Genomic DNA, 16,952 nt, shown 5'->3' with positions numbered 1-16,952 from the left:
CCTACGTGAAACCAATTATCGGCAATTCAATCGTAGGGTGTGGCAACGCGAAGCTTGCCCACCATTTCCAGCCAATAACCCAAACACCCATGCCGCCGGTGGTGAGCAATGGTGGATGAAAAGAGCGTCATCCACCCTACGTGAATCAATAGCCAAAAACCCAAATATCCAAGCCACCGACAAAGCGTTTACAAAACGGCTTTTGGATAAGAACCCAGCACTTTCAGGGCGACTGCTTCCTGATTGATCTTCTCCAGCACATCCTTGATCAACGGATCACGGTGATGGCCGACGAAATCGATAAAGAACACATAGGTCCACTTACCGCTGCGCGAGGGACGCGTTTCGATACGGGTCAGATCGATGCCGTTTTGATGGAAGGGCACCAGCAGTTCGTGCAACGCGCCTGGCTTGTTGCTCATGGAAATAATGACCGAGGTCTTGTCATCTCCAGTCGGCGGTACTTCCTGGCTGCCGATGATCAAGAAGCGCGTGGAGTTATCCGGGCGGTCTTCGATCTTTTCCGCGACTTTGGTCAAGCCATACAGGCTTGCAGCCATGTCACCAGCGATTGCCGCTGAATTCCACTCGCTTTTAACCCGCTTGGCGGCATCGGCATTGCTCGAAACCGCAACGCGCTCGACATTTGGATAATGCGCGTCCAGCCATTTACGGCACTGGGCCAACGACTGGGCGTGGGAGTAAATACGGGTAATTTTGTCGGTCTTAGTCGCCTCACCCACCAGCAGATGATGGTGAATGCGCAGCTCAACCTCGCCACAAATCACCATGTCGTGCTCAAGGAAGCTATCAAGCGTGTGGTTGACCGCGCCTTCAGTCGAGTTCTCGACCGGCACTACACCGAAGTTTACTGCACCCGCAGCCACTTCGCGGAATACCTCGTCGATGGCAGTCATCGGCATGCTAACTACCGCGTGGCCAAAGTGTTTCATCGCAGCCGCATGGGAAAAGGTGCCTTCCGGGCCGAGATACGCCACTTTCAGTGGGTTCTCAAGCGCCAGGCATGAGGACATGATTTCCCGAAACAGGCGGGCCATCTCTTCATTACCCAAAGGCCCGACATTACGTTCCATAACGCGCTTGAGAACTTGCGCCTCACGCTCTGGACGGTAAAACACGGGCACTTCACCCACTGGCAAAGCGGCCATTTTGACCCGTGCGACTTCTTCGGCGCAGCGCGCGCGATCACTGATCAGCTCAAGGATTTTTTCATCCAGGCTGTCAATCCGTAGGCGCAGTGCTTTTAATTCCTGCTCGGTGATGAGATCCGACATTAACCGTGCTCCTTCTCGAACTCAGCCATGTAGGCAACCAGTGCCTGCACCGCATCAAGGCCAACCGCGTTGTAGATAGAGGCACGCATGCCGCCAACCGAACGGTGGCCTTTGAGGTTCAATAAACCGCGCGCATCAGCGCCGGCCAAAAATGCCTTGTCCAGACGATCATCTGCCAGACGAAAGGGTACGTTCATCCACGAACGCGCGTTAGCCGAGATCGGGTTGCTGTACATCTCGCTGCTGTCAATCACGCCATACAGCAGTTCTTTCTTGGTGCGATTGAGCTTTTCCATCGCAGCAACGCCGCCCTGCTCTTTGAGCCACTCGAACACCAAGCCAGAGAGGTACCAGGAAAAAGTTGCCGGGGTGTTGTACATCGAGCCGTTATCAGCCGCGACTTTGTAATTGAGCATGGTCGGGCATGAGCTGCGTGCACGACCCAACAGGTCTTCGCGAACGATGACCACAACCAAACCGCTCGGGCCGATGTTTTTCTGCGCACCGGCGTAGATCAGGCCAAATTGGGACACATCCAATGAGCGCGAAAGGATGTCCGAAGACATATCCGCCACCAGAGGCACATCGCCCACTTGGGGAATCCAGTCAAATTGCAGGCCACCAATGGTTTCATTGCTGGCGTAATGCACATAGGCGGCATTTTTCGACAGCTGCCATTCGTTCTGGCCGGGAATCGCAAAATAATCGTAGGGCTTGGCGCTGGCAGCGACATTGATGTTGCCGTAACGCTTGGCTTCTTCGATGCTTTTCTTCGACCAGATACCGGTGTCGATGTAGTCGGCCACGCCGTCTTCGGGCAGCAGATTCAGGGCGATCTCAGCGAATTGCTGGCTGGCACCGCCCTGCAAAAACAGAACCTTGTAATTCGAGGGAATGGACAGCAGATCACGCAGATCCTGCTCGGCCTTCTCGGCGATTGCGGTGTATTCGTCGCTGCGGTGGCTCATTTCCATCACTGACAGGCCTTTACCCTGCCAGTCGAGGAGATCAGCCTGGGCACGTTGCAATACAGCTTCGGGAAGCGCGGCCGGGCCGGCGCAGAAGTTAAAGGCTCGCTTGCTCACATCCACTCTCTCAAAAAATGGACGCTGACCCTAAGTCAGCGCCTGATCAAACGCCACAGACAACAAAGCCTGCCGAAGCAGGCTTGTTGCGTGGATTACTCTGGATCTACGGGGCTTTCACCCGCAGCAGGCGCTTCTGGTTCCACGCCATCTTCTGGCGCCAAATCAGGCTCACCTTCAAGCTCTTCATTAACGATCAGCTCGCCGTTTTCATCGTATTCTTCTTCAATTGAAGGTTCTTGAACACGCTGCAGACCAACTAGTTTCTCGTCTTTGGCCAAGCGAATCAGGGTCACGCCCTGGGTATTACGCCCCAAGCTTGAGACCTCACCAACGCGCGTGCGCACCAGTGTGCCCTGGTCAGAAATCAGCATGATTTCCTCGCCATCAAGTACCTGAACCGCGCCAACCAACTTACCGTTACGCTCGTTGCTGACCATGGCAATTACGCCCTGCCCGCCACGTTTGTACTCTGGGAACTCGCCGATTTCAGTGCGCTTGCCGTAGCCGCGTTGTGAGGCGGTCAGAATCTGGCTGCCTTCTTCTGGGATCAGCATCGAGATCAGCTTCTGGCCTTCAGCCAGACGCATGCCGCGAACACCGCGAGCCGTACGGCCCATGGCGCGCACATCGCTCTCTTTAAAGCGGGTTACTTTGCCGCCGTCGGAGAACAACATCACTTCACGGCTGCCATCGGTAATCGAGGCAGAGATCAGGGTGTCGCCTTCATCCAGATCAAGGGCAATCAAACCCACGCTACGCTGACGGCTGAATTGCTCCAGCGGCGTCTTCTTCACGGTACCGCCAGCGGTCGCCATAAAGATAAAGTGGCCTTCGGTGTACTCGTCGACCGGCAGCATGGTGGTGATGTATTCACCTTCATCCAGCGGCAACAGGTTAACCAAAGGACGACCACGCGCCGCACGGGAGGCTTCTGGAATTTCATAGGTCTTCAGCCAGTACACCTTGCCGCGGCTGGAGAACAGCAGCAGCGTGGTGTGACTGTTGGCAACCAGCAGGTGAGAAATGTAATCCTCATCCTTGACCCCAGTGGCCGACTTGCCTTTACCGCCACGGCGCTGCGCTTGATACGCGGCCAGTGGTTGCGATTTGGCATAACCGGTGTGCGAAATGGTCACCACACGATCTTCTTCGGTGATCAGGTCAGCCAGGGTCAGGTCAAGACGGTTATCGAGGATTTCGGTGCGACGCGCATCGCCGAACTCAGCCTTGATGCCTTCCAGCTCTTCGGTGATCACTTCCATCAAGCGCTCAGCGCTGGTCAGGATACGGATCAGCTCGCCAATCTGGGCCAGAATCTCCTGGTATTCAGCCAGCAGTTTTTCGTGCTCAAGACCGGTCAGGCGGTGCAGACGCAGGTCAAGAATGGCCTGAGCCTGTTCTGGCGACAGGTAATACTTGCCGTCGCGCAGACCGAATTGCGGGTCCAGATTATCTGGGCGGCATGAATCAGCACCTGCACGCTCAACCATGCTTTGCACAGCGCTCGATTCCCAGGCTTTGGCAATCAAGGCTTCTTTCGCTTCAGCCGAGGTCGGCGAGGCTTTGATCAGGGCAATAACCGGGTCGATGTTCGACAGGGCAACCGCTTGACCTTCAAGAATGTGGCCACGCTCGCGGGCTTTACGCAGCTCAAACACAGTGCGACGGGTAACCACTTCGCGACGGTGCAAGATGAAGACTTCGAGCATGTCCTTAAGGTTAAGCACCTTAGGCTGACCGTCGATCAAAGCCACCACGTTGATGCCGAACACACCTTGCATCTGGGTCTGGGCGTAGAGGTTGTTAAGAATCACCTCCGGCACTTCACCACGGCGCAGTTCGATCACAATGCGCATGCCGTCTTTGTCAGACTCATCGCGCAGCTCGGTGATGCCTTCGAGCTTCTTCTCTTTAACCAGCTCGGCGATCTTTTCGATCAAACGGGCTTTGTTCAGCTGGTACGGCAGTTCGGTGACGATGATCTGCTGGCGACCGCCAACCTTATCGATGTCTTCGATTTCGGCGCGGGCACGCATATAAATGCGCCCACGACCGGTGCGATAGGCTTCGATGATACCGGCGCGACCGTTAATGATGGCGGCGGTGGGGAAATCCGGGCCCGGAATGTACTGCATCAACTCATCGATGCTCAGTTCCGGGTTTTCGATCAGCGCCAAGCAGCCATTGATAACCTCGGTGAGGTTATGCGGCGGAATATTGGTCGCCATGCCCACAGCAATACCGCTGGAGCCGTTGATCAACAGGTTGGGAACCTTGGTCGGCATAACCGCGGGAATAATCTCGGTGCCGTCGTAGTTGGGCACCCAGTCCACAGTTTCTTTGTGCAAGTCGGCCAGTAATTCATGGGCCAGCTTGGTCATGCGCACTTCGGTGTATCGCATGGCAGCAGCGTTATCGCCGTCAACCGAACCGAAGTTGCCTTGACCGTCTACCAACAGGTAGCGCAAAGAGAATGGCTGAGCCATACGAACGATGGTGTCGTAAACCGCTGTGTCACCGTGTGGGTGATACTTACCGATCACGTCACCAACGACACGAGCCGACTTCTTGTACGCCTTGTTCCAGTCATTACCCAGCTCGCTCATCGCGTACAGCACGCGACGGTGCACGGGCTTCAAGCCATCGCGCGCATCCGGCAGCGCACGACCGACAATTACGCTCATCGCGTAATCGAGGTAGGACTGCTTAAGTTCGTCTTCGATATTGACCGGGAGGATTTCTTTGGCCAGTTCGCCCATGAGTAGCCTGGTTCCTTTTTCTGGTGAAACTCCGCGCCACTCATTGTGAATGGGCGAAGCCTGTCGCTGTAACATCAAGTCAACAACGACTCACGACAAATCAATAAGTTATGCCATGGATAAGCGCAGTTAAAGCAACCTTGAGCAGTTGCTCTGATAACTGCCGGAGGTTACCACAAACAGCGCCTTACACCTACCCTAAAGCGACCAGCAAAAAACGGCCAAATAGCCCTGTGACGCACTGAGAGGCCGCACAAGCCGATTTATTCTCTAGCCGCCATCACTGAAAGCATCAGGCGCACAGGCCGTGACCCTCATTAAAATGCGCCGTTAATGCAGACGTTTGCGGCACATCAACTGGGTCATCTTGGCCAGATCCGGGCGCTCGACCACGCCTTTCTCGGTGACAATAAAGTCGATCAAATCCGCAGGGGTCACATCGAACACCGGGTTGACCGCATCAACTCCTGCCGCGACGCGCTTGCCACCCACTTCCAGCAATTCGCTGCCGTCGCGCTCCTCGATCGGGATGTCTTCGCCGCTTTCCAGATCCATATCAATGGTCGAACTTGGCGCCACCACCATAAAGCGCACGCCGTGGTGCATGGCATTTACGGCGAGCTGATAAGTGCCAATCTTGTTCGCCACATCGCCATTTGCGGTGATGCGGTCAGCACCAACAATAACCCAGGTGATGCCGCGGGTTTTCATGAGATGGGCTGCCGCCGAGTCAGCATTGAGGCTGACAGGTATGCCTTCGTTGGCCAGTTCCCAGGCAGTCAACCGTGAGCCTTGCAGCCATGGACGAGTTTCATCGGCGTATACCCGCTCAACCAGCCCATCGAGATAGGCGGCGCGAATCACACCCAGCGCCGTGCCAAAGCCGCCCGTGGCCAGCGCACCGGTATTGCAGTGGGTTAACAGGTTTTGCAGGTTGCCCTGATGCTTGCGGATCAAATCCACACCCAACTGGGCCATGGTCAGGTTGGCTTCACGGTCGCTTTCATGAATGCCCAGCGCCTCAGTTTCGAGTACAGCCAGCGCATCATCACCCGGCTTGATCCGTGCCAACCGCTCACGCATGCGGTTCAAGGCCCAGAACAGATTTACTGCAGTGGGCCGCGAATCTGCCAGCACCTTAAAGTCAGCCTCAAGCGCTTCACGCCAATCGCCACCCTGCTCGATCCGCTGCTTAGCGCCCAGCACCACACCATACGCGGCGCTGATCCCAATCGCCGGAGCGCCTCGCACGACCATCGCCTTGATCGCTGTCGCCACGTCGGCTGCACTGTCATAAGCGATCCACAGCTCTTCAAAAGGAAGGACGCGCTGATCTAGCAGATATAGACGGCCATCGCGCCACTCAATAGCCTTGACCTTTTCTGCTGCTAACAACTGCTCGCGCATCGACCTACCCTCGTGAAACAAAGCCGCCGATTATACGCCCATGCGTCAGTCGGCCTGTAGCCATAGTTGCAGCAAAATATCGAATTCACTACCAAGGCCGGGTTTGCAGCGCTTTCGGTTTCATGCGCGCGGCGTTCCACTATAGAATTGCAGGCCAATTACCCCGTGGATACGCCTTAAATGTCCGAAGCCCCACTCGACCTTCTCCTGCTCCCCACCTGGTTGGTGCCTGTTGAACCGGCCGGTGTCGTGCTGCGCGACCACGGCTTGGGCATTCGCGACGGCAAAATCGTACTGATTGCGCCACGCGAGCAAGCGCTTAAGCATACGGCATTGGAGGTGCGCGAACTGCCCGAGCACATCATCAGCCCCGGGTTGATCAACGCCCACGGCCATGCGGCAATGACCCTGTTTCGCGGCTTGGCGGACGACATGCCACTGATGACCTGGCTGCAGCAACACATCTGGCCAGCCGAAGCCAAATGGGTGACCGAGGAATTCATCAAAGACGGCACTGAATTGGCGATTGCCGAACAACTCAAGGGCGGCATCACCTGTTTCTCGGACATGTACTTCTACCCCGAAGTGGCCAGCCAGCAAGTTCACAGCAGCGGTATTCGCGCGCAAATCACTATTCCGGTGCTCGACTTCCCCATTCCCGGCGCCCGCGATGCCGCCGAAGCCCTGCACAAAGGCCTGGAGTTATTTAGCGACCTGAAGCATCACCCACGGATAAAAATCGCCTTTGGCCCGCATGCGCCCTACACCGTCAGCGATGACAAGCTGAGCAATATCAACGTGCTAGCCGAAGAGCTGGAAGCAGGCATTCATATGCACGTCCACGAGACGGCATTTGAGGTTCAGCAAAGCCAGGAGCTGCACGGGGAACGGCCGCTCGCACGACTGGCCCGCCTCGGCCTGCTTGGTCCGCGCTTTCAAGCCGTACACATGACCCAAATAGATGACGACGACCTCGAACTGCTGGTCGCGACCAACACCAGCGTCATTCATTGCCCTGAATCGAACCTCAAGCTCGCCAGCGGCTTCTGCCCAGTCGAAAAACTGTGGAATGCCGGGGTCAACGTGGCTATCGGCACAGATGGCGCGGCCAGCAATAATGACCTCGACCTGCTTGGCGAAACGCGCACCGCGGCCCTGTTGGCCAAAGCAGTCGCCGGTTCCGCCACGGCACTGGATGCCCATCGCGCACTGCGCATGGCCACCTTAAATGGTGCTCGCGCCTTAGGCCTTGAAGCAGAAGTGGGCTCACTGGAAATCGGCAAAGCCGCGGACATGTGCGCATTCAACCTGTCAGGCCTTGCGCAGCAGCCGGTGTACGACCCGGTCTCGCAACTTATCTATGCCAGCAGCCGGGCCTGCGTTGAGCATGTCTGGGTCGGTGGCAAACAATTGCTGGAGAACGGCAAACTGACCCGCATGGATGAAGCGCAGATCATCGCCAAGACCCGTGCCTGGGGTGAGAAAATCGCGGCCAAGGCCGAATAAATAAACCAACAGCTGCGCATAGATGCCAGCCGCTGCGACAAACTGACATACACTGGCCTGCTGACAAGTGCCCACCAATAGACGCGAAAATGGCACCATAAACTATTGGAAACCTCTAAAAACTACCGTTTAAGAGGCTCCCTGCCAAACATGCAGGCAACCGAATTGCAGATTTACTCAGGAACAGCTAAATGAGCAACGTCGACCCAGCTGAAATTGCCAAATTTGAAGCCCTTGCCCACCGCTGGTGGGACCGTGAAAGCGAGTTCAAACCGCTGCATGAGATCAACCCGCTGCGGGTCAACTGGATTGATGAGCGTGTCGGCCTGGCCGGCAAGAAAGTGCTCGATGTTGGCTGTGGCGGCGGTATCCTCAGTGAGTCCATGGCGCAGCGCGGGGCGACTGTGATGGGCATCGACATGGGTGAAGCACCGTTGTCCGTAGCCCAGCTTCACCAGCTTGAGTCCGGTGTTTCGGTCGAATACCGCCAGATCACGGCTGAAGACCTCGCAGAAGAAATGCCAGAGCAATTCGATGTCGTCACCTGCCTGGAGATGCTTGAGCACGTGCCTGACCCGGCCTCGATTATTCGCGCTTGCTATCGCATGGTGAAACCGGGTGGCCAAGTGTTCTTCTCGACCATCAACCGCAACCCTAAGGCCTATATGTTCGCGGTGATTGGTGCGGAATACCTGCTGCGCCTGTTGCCTCGCGGCACCCATGAATTCAAAAAATTCATCCGCCCTTCCGAACTTGGCAGTTGGAGCCGCGCCGCTGGCCTGGAAGTCAAAGACATCATCGGCTTGACCTACAACCCGCTGACCAAGCACTACAAGCTGTCATCTGATGTAGACGTCAACTACATGATCCAAACGCTCAAGGAGCAATGATGCGACTGCGTGCAGTACTTTTCGACATGGATGGCACGCTGCTCGACAGCGCTCCTGATTTCATTGCGATCTGCCAGGCGATGCGACTGGATCGTGGACTGGAGCCGATTGCCGAAAAACTGATCCGTGATCAAGTTTCTGGCGGCGCCCGGGCCATGGTTTCGGTCACCTTCGGCATGGACCCGCAAGCACCTGACTTTGAGCCATTGCGACTTGAGTTTCTTGATCGCTACCAAAAAGACTGCGCCGTGCTCACCCGGCCATTTGACGGGATCGAAGAGCTGCTCGCCGAGATTGAGCAAGCCAAGCTGGTGTGGGGCGTTGTCACCAATAAGCCGCTGCGTTTCGCTGAACCGATCATGCAACAGCTGGGCTTAGCCAAGCGCTCTGCCATTCTGATCTGCCCGGACCATGTGAAAAACAGCAAGCCCGATCCTGAGCCAATGATTCTCGCCTGCAAAACCCTGGGCCTGGACCCGGCCAGTGTTTTATTTGTTGGCGATGACCTGCGCGATATTGAATCAGGCCGCGCCGCTGGCACCAAAACCGCCGCAGTGACCTACGGCTATATTCACCCCCAGGACAACCCACGCAACTGGGGCGCCGACGTGGTCGTCGACCATCCATTGCAACTACGCTCAGTATTAGACAACGCGCTCTGTAGCTGCTGACCGCCTACCGCCCGGCGTGCTCTCGCGCCGGCTTGGGCGCAATAATTGAAACTGGCGTCTGGCGCAGCCACGCCACCCCTAGCAAGTGAGACCCAGTCATGTTCGATTACAACGCCCGTCCCGACCTTCTTAACGGCCGCGTCATTTTAGTCACCGGCGCAGGCCGTGGCATTGGCGCCGCTGCCGCAAAAACCTTTGCCGCACACGGCGCAACGGTACTCTTGCTGGGCAAAACCGAAAGCAATCTGAGTGCGGTCTACGATGAAATCGAAGCGGCCGGACACCCGCAGCCTGCGGTGATCCCGTTCAACCTCGAAACGTCGCTGCCCCATCAATACGATGAGCTGGCGGCGATGATCGAGACTGAGTTCGGCAAGGTCGATGGCTTGCTGCACAATGCCTCAATCATTGGTCCACGCACACCGGTCGAACAGCTGTCTGGCGAGAATTTCATGCGGGTCATGCAGGTCAACGTCAACGCCATGTTTATGCTGACCAGCACCCTGCTGCCTTTACTCAAGCTTTCCAGCGACGGGTCGGTGGTATTCACCTCCAGCAGCGTTGGGCGCAAAGGCCGGGCTTATTGGGGCGCTTATGGCGTGTCGAAGTTTGCCACTGAAGGCTTTATGCAAACCTTGGCAGACGAACTGGAAGACGTTGCCCCCGTTCGCGCCAACAGCGTTAACCCGGGCGCGACCCGCACCGACATGCGCGCCCAAGCCTATCCAGGAGAAAACCCGGACAACAACCCGGCACCGGCCGATATCATGCCGGTCTACCTGTACCTGATGGGCCCAGACAGCACCGGCATCAGTGGTCAGGCATTTGACGCTCAATAACGCTCGATAGTGGCAAAACAATGCCAGTTTTTTGGCAAGCTGATGAACAGACCGGCAAGCGCTTGCCGGTCTTTTGGCATCACTGCTGGCAAATCGCCCAACCAGTGCTTGGCGGCCCGCGTTAAGTGACTGACTTCACATAATTTTTTAGCCAAATGAAACGGCTGGCACGAAAATCGCTCTAAAACCGTATTGCCGCACTTTAGCGCCAGAGGTTTAGCGTTCATGGTCCCTCCGAACTCCAGCAACACAATCGACTTCGATGCAGCCAAGCTGCAGCGTCTCGGTTATTCAAGCAAGCGACAGCAGCCATTGCAGCCGCTCAACCTGGCACAACTGCGCCAGCACCTGAACTTGCAGCTGCAAACCAGCCTCGACACCGAACGCACCCTGAACCTCTTCTTCAGTGAAATTCAGCGCTTGGTGGCGCTCGATGGCTTGTCCTATCAGCACAGTGTCAGCGACCTGAGCCTGGAGTTCGGTCAAGCCGCTGGCAACTCCGCCAGCTATCGTCTGAGCCATGAAGGCGAATACTTGGGCGAGGTCATATTCCGGCGCAAACTGCGCTTCAGTGAAGAAGAACTCAAACAGCTCGAAGCATTACTTGGCAGCCTGCTCTACCCGCTGCGCAATGCACTGCTGTATCGCACGGCTATTCAGAATGCACTGCGCGACCCGCTGACCAATACCGGCAACCGTATTGCCATGGAGCAAATGCTGCACCGTGAAGTGGACGTCGCCCGGCGCAACCTGCAACCGCTATCGCTGCTGATGCTCGACCTCGACCACTTCAAGCAAATCAACGACAACTACGGCCACAGTGTGGGCGATGAAGTGCTGAAAGCCGTCGCCACGACCATCAAGGCGCAGTTGCGCAATGTCGATATGATTTTCCGCTACGGTGGCGAGGAGTTCCTGGTACTGCTCTCAGGCACCTGCCGCGACGCCTCGGCCATGGTCGGCGAACGCCTGCGCCATTCGGTTGAAGAGCTGCAGTATGTCAGCCAAGGCCAATCACTGTCCTTGTCGATTAGCCTCGGCGGCGCCAGCCTATTGCCCGGCGAATCCGATGAAAGCCTGCTGCGCCGCGCCGATAACGCGCTCTACGTGTCCAAGCGTGATGGCCGCAACCGCCTAAGCATGGCTGGCTAAGCTTTGCGCAGGGTTGATGACGTGTTTTTCATCCACCATTTCGGCCTCGAATATTTGCGTGTTTTCGACATCCGGCGCACATAAAAAAAGGGTCGCACTGGGCGACCCTTTTCTATGCCATCAACTGCTTACGCCTTTGGCGCTGGCTTGCGGCCTCGGCCGAAGCCTGGGCGCTGACCTTCTGCGGCTGGGGTACTACGACGCTTTGCCGGATCGCCTGCTGGCTTGCGAGTACCCCGTTCGGAAGATTCCGAACGCTCGGTACGAGGCTTGCCAGAGGTGCTCTGCTTTCTCACGTCGCTTGGGCACTCAGCAACAGCTGAGGACTTGCCAGCACCGCCACGTGACTGATCACGGGAACCACGCGAACGTGAATCACCTTCAGCCGGACCACCGTGCGACGGACGCAAGGTACGTGCAGAGCGATCACCACGGCCTACAGGCTTGGCCGACTTACGCTGCTGACGATCCAGCTTGTCACGCGCCTTTTCCTTCATCTCTGGCAGGGCAACAGGCTTGAGGCCGACTTCTTCGCTGAGAATATCGACTTCACGCTGCCCCATTTCACGCCAGCGACCCATGGTCAGGTCGGAGGTCATAAATACCGGGCCAAAACGAACGCGCTTCAAGCGGCTGACCACCACGCCTTGCGATTCCCACAGGCGACGCACTTCGCGGTTACGACCTTCCATAACCACGCAGTGATACCAGTGGTTATAGCCTTCGCCACCGGGCGCTTCTTTAATGTCGGTAAACTTGGCCGGGCCATCTTCCAGCATAACGCCGGCTTTCAAACGCTCAAGCATCTCTTCGTCGACTTCACCACGCACACGCACCGCATATTCACGGTCCATCTGATAGGAAGGATGCATCAAGCGGTTAGCCAATTCACCGTCGGTGGTGAACATCAGCAAACCGGTGGTATTGATGTCGAGGCGACCAATGTTGATCCAACGGCCTTCTTTAGGGCGTGGCAAACGGTCAAATACGGTCGGACGGCCTTCTGGGTCGTCACGGGTGCAGATCTCGCCATCGGGCTTGTTGTAGATGATCACACGGCGTGAGTTTTCAGCGGCTTCTTCGCGCTTGATAACCTTGCCATCAATGGCAATTGCGTCGTGCAGATCAACGCGCTGACCCAGGCTTGCGGCTACGCCATTGACCTTGACGCGACCAGCGCCGATCCAGGTTTCGATCTCACGGCGTGAGGCCAAACCCATGCGGGCCAAGACTTTCTGCAGCTTTTCGCCTGCAGGGCTAGTTTGTTCAATTTCTTCACTCATCTGGGCACCTCCCGGTGTTTCTCTGTGATGGGGCGACATCTCGTCGAGGGCGCGCATCATACGCGCCCGCTGAAAGACTAGCTATCTATATAGAAAAATTTGAAAATTCTGCCGACCGGTTACGTGGCGCCCGCGAATGCGCCCAGCTGGCTGCTCCGGGTGAATGACGCTCTCTTCATCCACCATTGCGGTCTCGGATATTTGCGTGTTTTCGACACCCATGGTGGACAAGCTTCGCGTTGTCACACCCTACCAGAGCCTATTCGGCCGCAGAAACGCGCCCTTAACTCCGCGATTTAATAGTTGCGCTCATTAAGCTCGGCGGCGATGGCGGCTTGCAACTCGCGCTCGGCTTCGGCCTCTTCATCCCGTGCAGCTTGGGCGGGATCAACATCGGCAATTTCTGGTTGATCCTGCTCGGCGGCCTCATCCGCATCCTCGGACGCGAAGGAAGGAATAACACCCTGTTGCGCCGCACTTGAAGCGTCTGCAGGCGCGTCAGCCTCATCGGCCGCCGGCACCTGCTCAAGGTCATCGAAGTCAATCTTCAGGCCTTGCTCCATCGTATCCAGCTCGGCAAGCAGGCTACTAAAGCTGGTTTCCTGGAGGGCTTTTTCAGACGCAGGCTCGGACTCAACGTCACCCTCTTCACCGGCCAAGGCCAGATCAGCTCGGGCTTGCAGACTGGCCGGCACCGGCGCCTCGCCTTCTGCGTAGCCAACGAATTCAGGCTCGGGCTCGGCGGCCGGCTCAAGTTGACGCAAATCGGCCAGTGGCGGAAGTTGATCAAGGCTTTTCAAGTTGAAGTGATCGAGAAACTGCCTGGTAGTTGCCAGCATCGCAGGCTTGCCCGGCACGTCGCGGTAGCCGACCACGCGAATCCATTCACGCTCAAGCAAGGTTTTGACGATATTGCTGTTCACCGCGACGCCGCGAATATCTTCAATCTCGCCCCGGGTAATCGGCTGACGATAAGCGACCAGCGCCAGGGTTTCGAGCATCGCCCGCGAATAACGCTGCGGGCGTTCTTCCCATAAGCGCCCAACCCAAGGGGCAAATTTTTCACGCACTTGAAGCCGATAACCGGTGGCTACTTCGACCAACTCGACTGCACGACCACTGCAGGCCTTGCGCAGCACCTCGATGGCTTTCTTGAACACCGCAGGCTCCGGACGCTCTGTTTCCTCGAACAGCTCATACAGACGCTCAAGGGATTGCGGCTTACCAGAAGCCAACAAGAACGCCTCAAGCAAGGTGGCCAGGTCCTTCGGTTCATTCAAATTCATTTATTTGCTCAGCTCGCGCCCGCACGTGAATGGGGCCATAAGGCTCATTTTGCACTAACTCAGCCAGCGATTCCTTGATCAACTCCAGCACCGCCATAAAGGTCACCACTACACCCAGACGCCCTTCTTCTGCCATAAACAAAGCAACAAAGGGCACAAACTCGCCGCCTTTGAGCCGCTCAAGCACATCACTCATACGCTCACGAGTCGACAAGGTTTCCCGGCTGATCTGGTGGCTTTCAAACATATCGGCGCGGTGCAGCACTTGCGCCATCGACATCAGCAGCTCTTCCAGGCTGACATCAGGCAGCAGCTTGCGCGCTTTGGCTTGCGGCGCATCCAGGCGTGGCACGGTAAGGTCACGGCCAACCCGTGGAATCGTATCCAAGCCTTCGGCGGCAGCCTTGTAGCGCTCGTACTCTTGCAAACGGCGGATCAGTTCGGCGCGCGGGTCGTCTTCTTCCTCCTCAACACTGGCCGAGCGCGGCAACAGCATGCGCGATTTGATCTCGGCCAGCATCGCGGCCATCACCAGATATTCAGCAGCCAGTTCCAGGCGCACGGTGTGCATCAGCTCAACGTAGCCCATGTATTGGCGGGTGATTTCCGCGACTGGAATATCCAGCACATCAATATTTTGTTTACGGATCAAATACAGCAGCAGGTCCAATGGCCCCTCAAAGGCCTCAAGAAAGACCTCAAGTGCGTCCGGTGGAATGTACAAATCCAGCGGCATCTCTGTGAGCGCTTCGCCGTAGACCATGGCAAATTGCAGCTCTTGCTGAGCGCCGGCTTGATCGTCGACGACCTGAGTACTGGCTTGGCTCATGGCAGGCTCATCGGTAGACCATGCCGAGTGCCTGACGCACTTCGGTCAAGGTGTCACGGGCTTCATCACGGGCCCGCTCTGCGCCGTTGGCGAGGATACCGCGTACCACATCCAGATTATCTTCGTACTCGGCAGCTCGCAGTTGGATTGGCTGCAAATCCTGCTGGACCGACTCAATCAGTGGCTGTTTGCACTCTAAACAACCAATACCGGCGCTGGTACAGCCCTGCTGGACCCAATCACAGGTGGCATCGCTGGAATACAACTTGTGCAGCGGCCACACCGGGCAACGCGCAGGCTCACCCGGATCTTTGCGGTGAACACGGGCGGGATCGGTCGGCATGCGCTTTATTTTTTCTTCTACCTGCTCTTCAGTGTCACGCAGGTAAATTGCATTGTTGTGCGACTTGGACATTTTACCGCCATCCAAACCGGTCAAACGGGGCGCTTCACTCAGCATCGCCTGTGGCTCGGGCAGCAACAACTTGCCGGCGCCCTCGAGATAACCGAACAGCCGCTCCTTGTCGCCCAGGGTGATGTTTTGCAATTCTTTGAGCAGCGCTCGCGCGGTGTCCAGGGCTTCACTGTCGCCTTGCTCCTGATAGGCCTGGCGCAAATGGTTATAGAGCTTTGCATTTTTTTTGCCGAGCTTAAGAATCGCCGCTTCGGCCTTGGCTTCAAACCCCGGCTCACGGCCGTACAGATGGTTGAAACGCCGCGCCACATCGCGAACAAACTCGATATGCGCCAACTGATCAGAGCCAACCGGCACCACTCCGGCACGATAGAGCAGGATGTCGGCCGCTTGCAGTAATGGATAGCCCAGAAAACCATAGGTCGCCAAGTCGCGGCCTTGGTGTTGATCCTGCAATTCCTTGTACGATGGCACGCGTTCCAGCCAACTCAGCGGGCAAAGCATCGACAGCAACAGGTGCAACTCGGCATGTTCCGGCACCTGAGACTGGATAAACAGCGTGGCCGAACTTGGGCTCAGACCACACGCCAGCCAATCAACCGCCATGTCCGTGACATGCTTGGACAGTTGGTTAACGTCTTCGTAATCAGTGGTCAACGCGTGCCAGTCGACAATGCAAAAAAAACAGTCGTAGCTGTGTTGCAGCTGGACCCAGTTCTTTAGCACGCCGTGGTAATGGCCAATATGCAACTGGCCGCTTGGGCGCATACCTGAAAGCACGCGCCGTTCAGAATCAACAAGGTTCAAACCGGGTTTCCCGCCAAAAACAATTACACAGACATTAGCAAGACGCAGCGCTTAACGACAGCCTGATACAGCATCGAATGCACATGCCGATAAATGCTTCAAAGGTTTTCAAAAGGTTCCGGGTCGCCACAGCCGACACGCACCACATGGGGTTCGTCATCAGCCAGATTGACCACGGTGGACGCTTCCAGACCACCAAAGCCGCCATCAATGATCAAATCAACCTGATGTTCAAGCAATCCGCGCATTTCATAGGGATCGCTCATTGGCAGCGTTTCATCCGGCATGATCAGACTGACACTCATGATCGGCTCACCCAACTCTTCCAGCAATGCCTGAGCAATCGGATGGCTCGGCACCCGCAAGCCAATGGTTCGGCGCTTGGCGTGGAGCATGATGCGCGGCACTTCGCGGGTGGCATTGAGAATAAAGGTATAAGGCCCCGGCGTATGGGTTTTGAGCAGACGAAACGCACCCGTGTCGACCTTGGCAAAGGTGCTCAGCTGCGACAGGTCCCGACAGACCAAGGTGAAGTTGTGCTTGTCATCTAACTGACGCAGGCGGCGAATGCGCTCAAGGGCATTCTTGTCACCCAGACGGCAGCCAATGGCATACGACGAGTCAGTGGGGTAAACCGCTACACCGCCGTTGCGGATTATTTCCGCCGCCTGCTTTATCAGGCGCGCCTGTGGGTTTTCCGGGTGAACCTGGAAGAATTGACTCAC

15 protein-coding genes are annotated in these 16,952 nt (G+C 56.7%); 5 read left to right on the top strand and 10 right to left on the bottom strand.

Translation table 11 applies throughout. The features are described from left to right. Positions 1 to 188 precede the first annotated feature (188 nt). The 4 genes from pheA to mtnA all read right to left on the bottom strand — a co-directional run bounded on the left by pheA (position 189) and on the right by mtnA (position 6,549). On the bottom strand, positions 189 to 1,295 hold the full coding sequence (pheA, locus tag AACY09_RS11215) for a prephenate dehydratase (protein WP_339488030.1): 1,107 nt from the start codon (positions 1,293 to 1,295) through the stop codon (positions 189 to 191). After that, positions 1,295 to 2,380 (bottom strand): 3-phosphoserine/phosphohydroxythreonine transaminase, encoded by a 1,086-nt coding sequence (gene serC / locus AACY09_RS11210; RefSeq protein WP_339488028.1) that lies wholly within the window; start codon positions 2,378 to 2,380, stop codon positions 1,295 to 1,297. Before serC ends, pheA begins: the two co-directional genes overlap by 1 nt. A gap of 95 nt (positions 2,381 to 2,475) precedes the next feature. Next, the gene (gene gyrA, locus AACY09_RS11205) at positions 2,476 to 5,142 is read right to left on the bottom strand and encodes a DNA gyrase subunit A (protein ID WP_339488027.1); all 2,667 of its coding nucleotides are present in this window, start codon (positions 5,140 to 5,142) and stop codon (positions 2,476 to 2,478) included. Positions 5,143 to 5,472: 330 nt separating this feature from the next. After that, entirely contained in the window at positions 5,473 to 6,549 is a 1,077-nt protein-coding gene (gene mtnA, locus AACY09_RS11200; protein WP_339488026.1) for an S-methyl-5-thioribose-1-phosphate isomerase, read from the bottom strand. Between the two features lie 180 nt (positions 6,550 to 6,729). Between mtnA and AACY09_RS11195 the strand changes: the two genes are divergently transcribed. The 4 genes from AACY09_RS11195 (at position 6,730) to AACY09_RS11180 (ending at position 10,455) form a co-directional block, all read left to right on the top strand. Then, positions 6,730 to 8,055: a TRZ/ATZ family hydrolase gene (locus tag AACY09_RS11195; RefSeq protein ID WP_339488024.1), complete on the top strand. Its 1,326-nt coding sequence runs from the start codon at positions 6,730 to 6,732 to the stop codon at positions 8,053 to 8,055. 191 nt (positions 8,056 to 8,246) lie between these two features. Then, on the top strand, positions 8,247 to 8,945 hold the full coding sequence (gene ubiG / locus AACY09_RS11190; protein WP_339488023.1) for a bifunctional 2-polyprenyl-6-hydroxyphenol methylase/3-demethylubiquinol 3-O-methyltransferase UbiG: 699 nt from the start codon (positions 8,247 to 8,249) through the stop codon (positions 8,943 to 8,945). Then, on the top strand, positions 8,945 to 9,616 hold the full coding sequence (gene mupP, locus AACY09_RS11185; protein WP_339488021.1) for an N-acetylmuramic acid 6-phosphate phosphatase MupP: 672 nt from the start codon (positions 8,945 to 8,947) through the stop codon (positions 9,614 to 9,616). The genes ubiG and mupP overlap by 1 nt, the downstream gene beginning before the upstream one ends. A 98-nt stretch (positions 9,617 to 9,714) precedes the next feature. After that, on the top strand, positions 9,715 to 10,455 hold the full coding sequence (locus tag AACY09_RS11180) for a YciK family oxidoreductase (protein ID WP_339488019.1): 741 nt from the start codon (positions 9,715 to 9,717) through the stop codon (positions 10,453 to 10,455). Here the strand turns inward: AACY09_RS11180 and AACY09_RS11175 are convergent. Further along, complete coding sequence (locus AACY09_RS11175; protein WP_339488017.1) at positions 10,449 to 10,682, bottom strand: hypothetical protein; 234 nt, start codon at positions 10,680 to 10,682, stop codon at positions 10,449 to 10,451. The genes AACY09_RS11180 and AACY09_RS11175 overlap by 7 nt on opposite strands. On the opposite strand from AACY09_RS11175, the gene AACY09_RS11170 reads away from it, so the two are divergent. Continuing rightward, entirely contained in the window at positions 10,681 to 11,607 is a 927-nt protein-coding gene (locus AACY09_RS11170) for a GGDEF domain-containing protein (RefSeq protein WP_339488015.1), read from the top strand. The two genes, AACY09_RS11175 and AACY09_RS11170, sit on opposite strands and share 2 nt — an antisense overlap. Positions 11,608 to 11,735: 128 nt before the next feature. Here the strand turns inward: AACY09_RS11170 and rluB are convergent, their stop codons facing one another. The 5 genes from rluB to AACY09_RS11145 all read right to left on the bottom strand — a co-directional run bounded on the left by rluB (position 11,736) and on the right by AACY09_RS11145 (position 16,952). Then, a complete protein-coding gene (rluB, locus tag AACY09_RS11165) occupies positions 11,736 to 12,890 on the bottom strand; it encodes a 23S rRNA pseudouridine(2605) synthase RluB (protein WP_339488013.1) in 1,155 nt (384 codons plus the stop codon). A 296-nt stretch (positions 12,891 to 13,186) separates the two neighbouring features. Further along, entirely contained in the window at positions 13,187 to 14,176 is a 990-nt protein-coding gene (gene scpB, locus AACY09_RS11160; protein WP_339488011.1) for an SMC-Scp complex subunit ScpB, read from the bottom strand. Further along, on the bottom strand, positions 14,163 to 14,939 hold the full coding sequence (locus tag AACY09_RS11155) for a segregation and condensation protein A (RefSeq protein ID WP_339488699.1): 777 nt from the start codon (positions 14,937 to 14,939) through the stop codon (positions 14,163 to 14,165). The genes scpB and AACY09_RS11155 overlap by 14 nt, the downstream gene beginning before the upstream one ends. A gap of 73 nt (positions 14,940 to 15,012) precedes the next feature. Further along, complete coding sequence (locus tag AACY09_RS11150; RefSeq protein ID WP_339488010.1) at positions 15,013 to 16,227, bottom strand: tryptophan--tRNA ligase; 1,215 nt, start codon at positions 16,225 to 16,227, stop codon at positions 15,013 to 15,015. Positions 16,228 to 16,325: 98 nt separating this feature from the next. Beyond that, positions 16,326 to 16,952: an L-threonylcarbamoyladenylate synthase gene (locus AACY09_RS11145; protein WP_339488008.1), complete on the bottom strand. Its 627-nt coding sequence runs from the start codon at positions 16,950 to 16,952 to the stop codon at positions 16,326 to 16,328.

The organism is Pseudomonas sp. EL_65y_Pfl2_R95 (assembly GCF_963971045.1).
Taxonomy (GTDB): Bacteria; Pseudomonadota; Gammaproteobacteria; order Pseudomonadales; family Pseudomonadaceae; genus Aquipseudomonas.
This window is presented reverse-complemented; position numbering and strand designations above follow the sequence as displayed.

Bases quoted from the DNA above. Each gene is read 5' to 3' on its own strand.
- AACY09_RS11155 (WP_339488699.1), bottom strand. From the start codon at position 14,939: ATGGTCTACGGCGAAGCGCTCACAGAGATGCCGCTGGATTTGTACATT.
- AACY09_RS11195 (WP_339488024.1), top strand. From the start codon at position 6,730: ATGTCCGAAGCCCCACTCGACCTTCTCCTGCTCCCCACCTGGTTGGTG.
- AACY09_RS11170 (WP_339488015.1), top strand. From the start codon at position 10,681: ATGGTCCCTCCGAACTCCAGCAACACAATCGACTTCGATGCAGCCAAG.
- gyrA (WP_339488027.1), bottom strand. From the start codon at position 5,142: ATGGGCGAACTGGCCAAAGAAATCCTCCCGGTCAATATCGAAGACGAA.
- mupP (WP_339488021.1), top strand. From the start codon at position 8,945: ATGCGACTGCGTGCAGTACTTTTCGACATGGATGGCACGCTGCTCGAC.
- scpB (WP_339488011.1), bottom strand. From the start codon at position 14,176: ATGAATTTGAATGAACCGAAGGACCTGGCCACCTTGCTTGAGGCGTTC.
- AACY09_RS11180 (WP_339488019.1), top strand. From the start codon at position 9,715: ATGTTCGATTACAACGCCCGTCCCGACCTTCTTAACGGCCGCGTCATT.
- rluB (WP_339488013.1), bottom strand. From the start codon at position 12,890: ATGAGTGAAGAAATTGAACAAACTAGCCCTGCAGGCGAAAAGCTGCAG.
- mtnA (WP_339488026.1), bottom strand. From the start codon at position 6,549: ATGCGCGAGCAGTTGTTAGCAGCAGAAAAGGTCAAGGCTATTGAGTGG.
- pheA (WP_339488030.1), bottom strand. From the start codon at position 1,295: ATGTCGGATCTCATCACCGAGCAGGAATTAAAAGCACTGCGCCTACGG.
- ubiG (WP_339488023.1), top strand. From the start codon at position 8,247: ATGAGCAACGTCGACCCAGCTGAAATTGCCAAATTTGAAGCCCTTGCC.
- AACY09_RS11175 (WP_339488017.1), bottom strand. From the start codon at position 10,682: ATGAACGCTAAACCTCTGGCGCTAAAGTGCGGCAATACGGTTTTAGAG.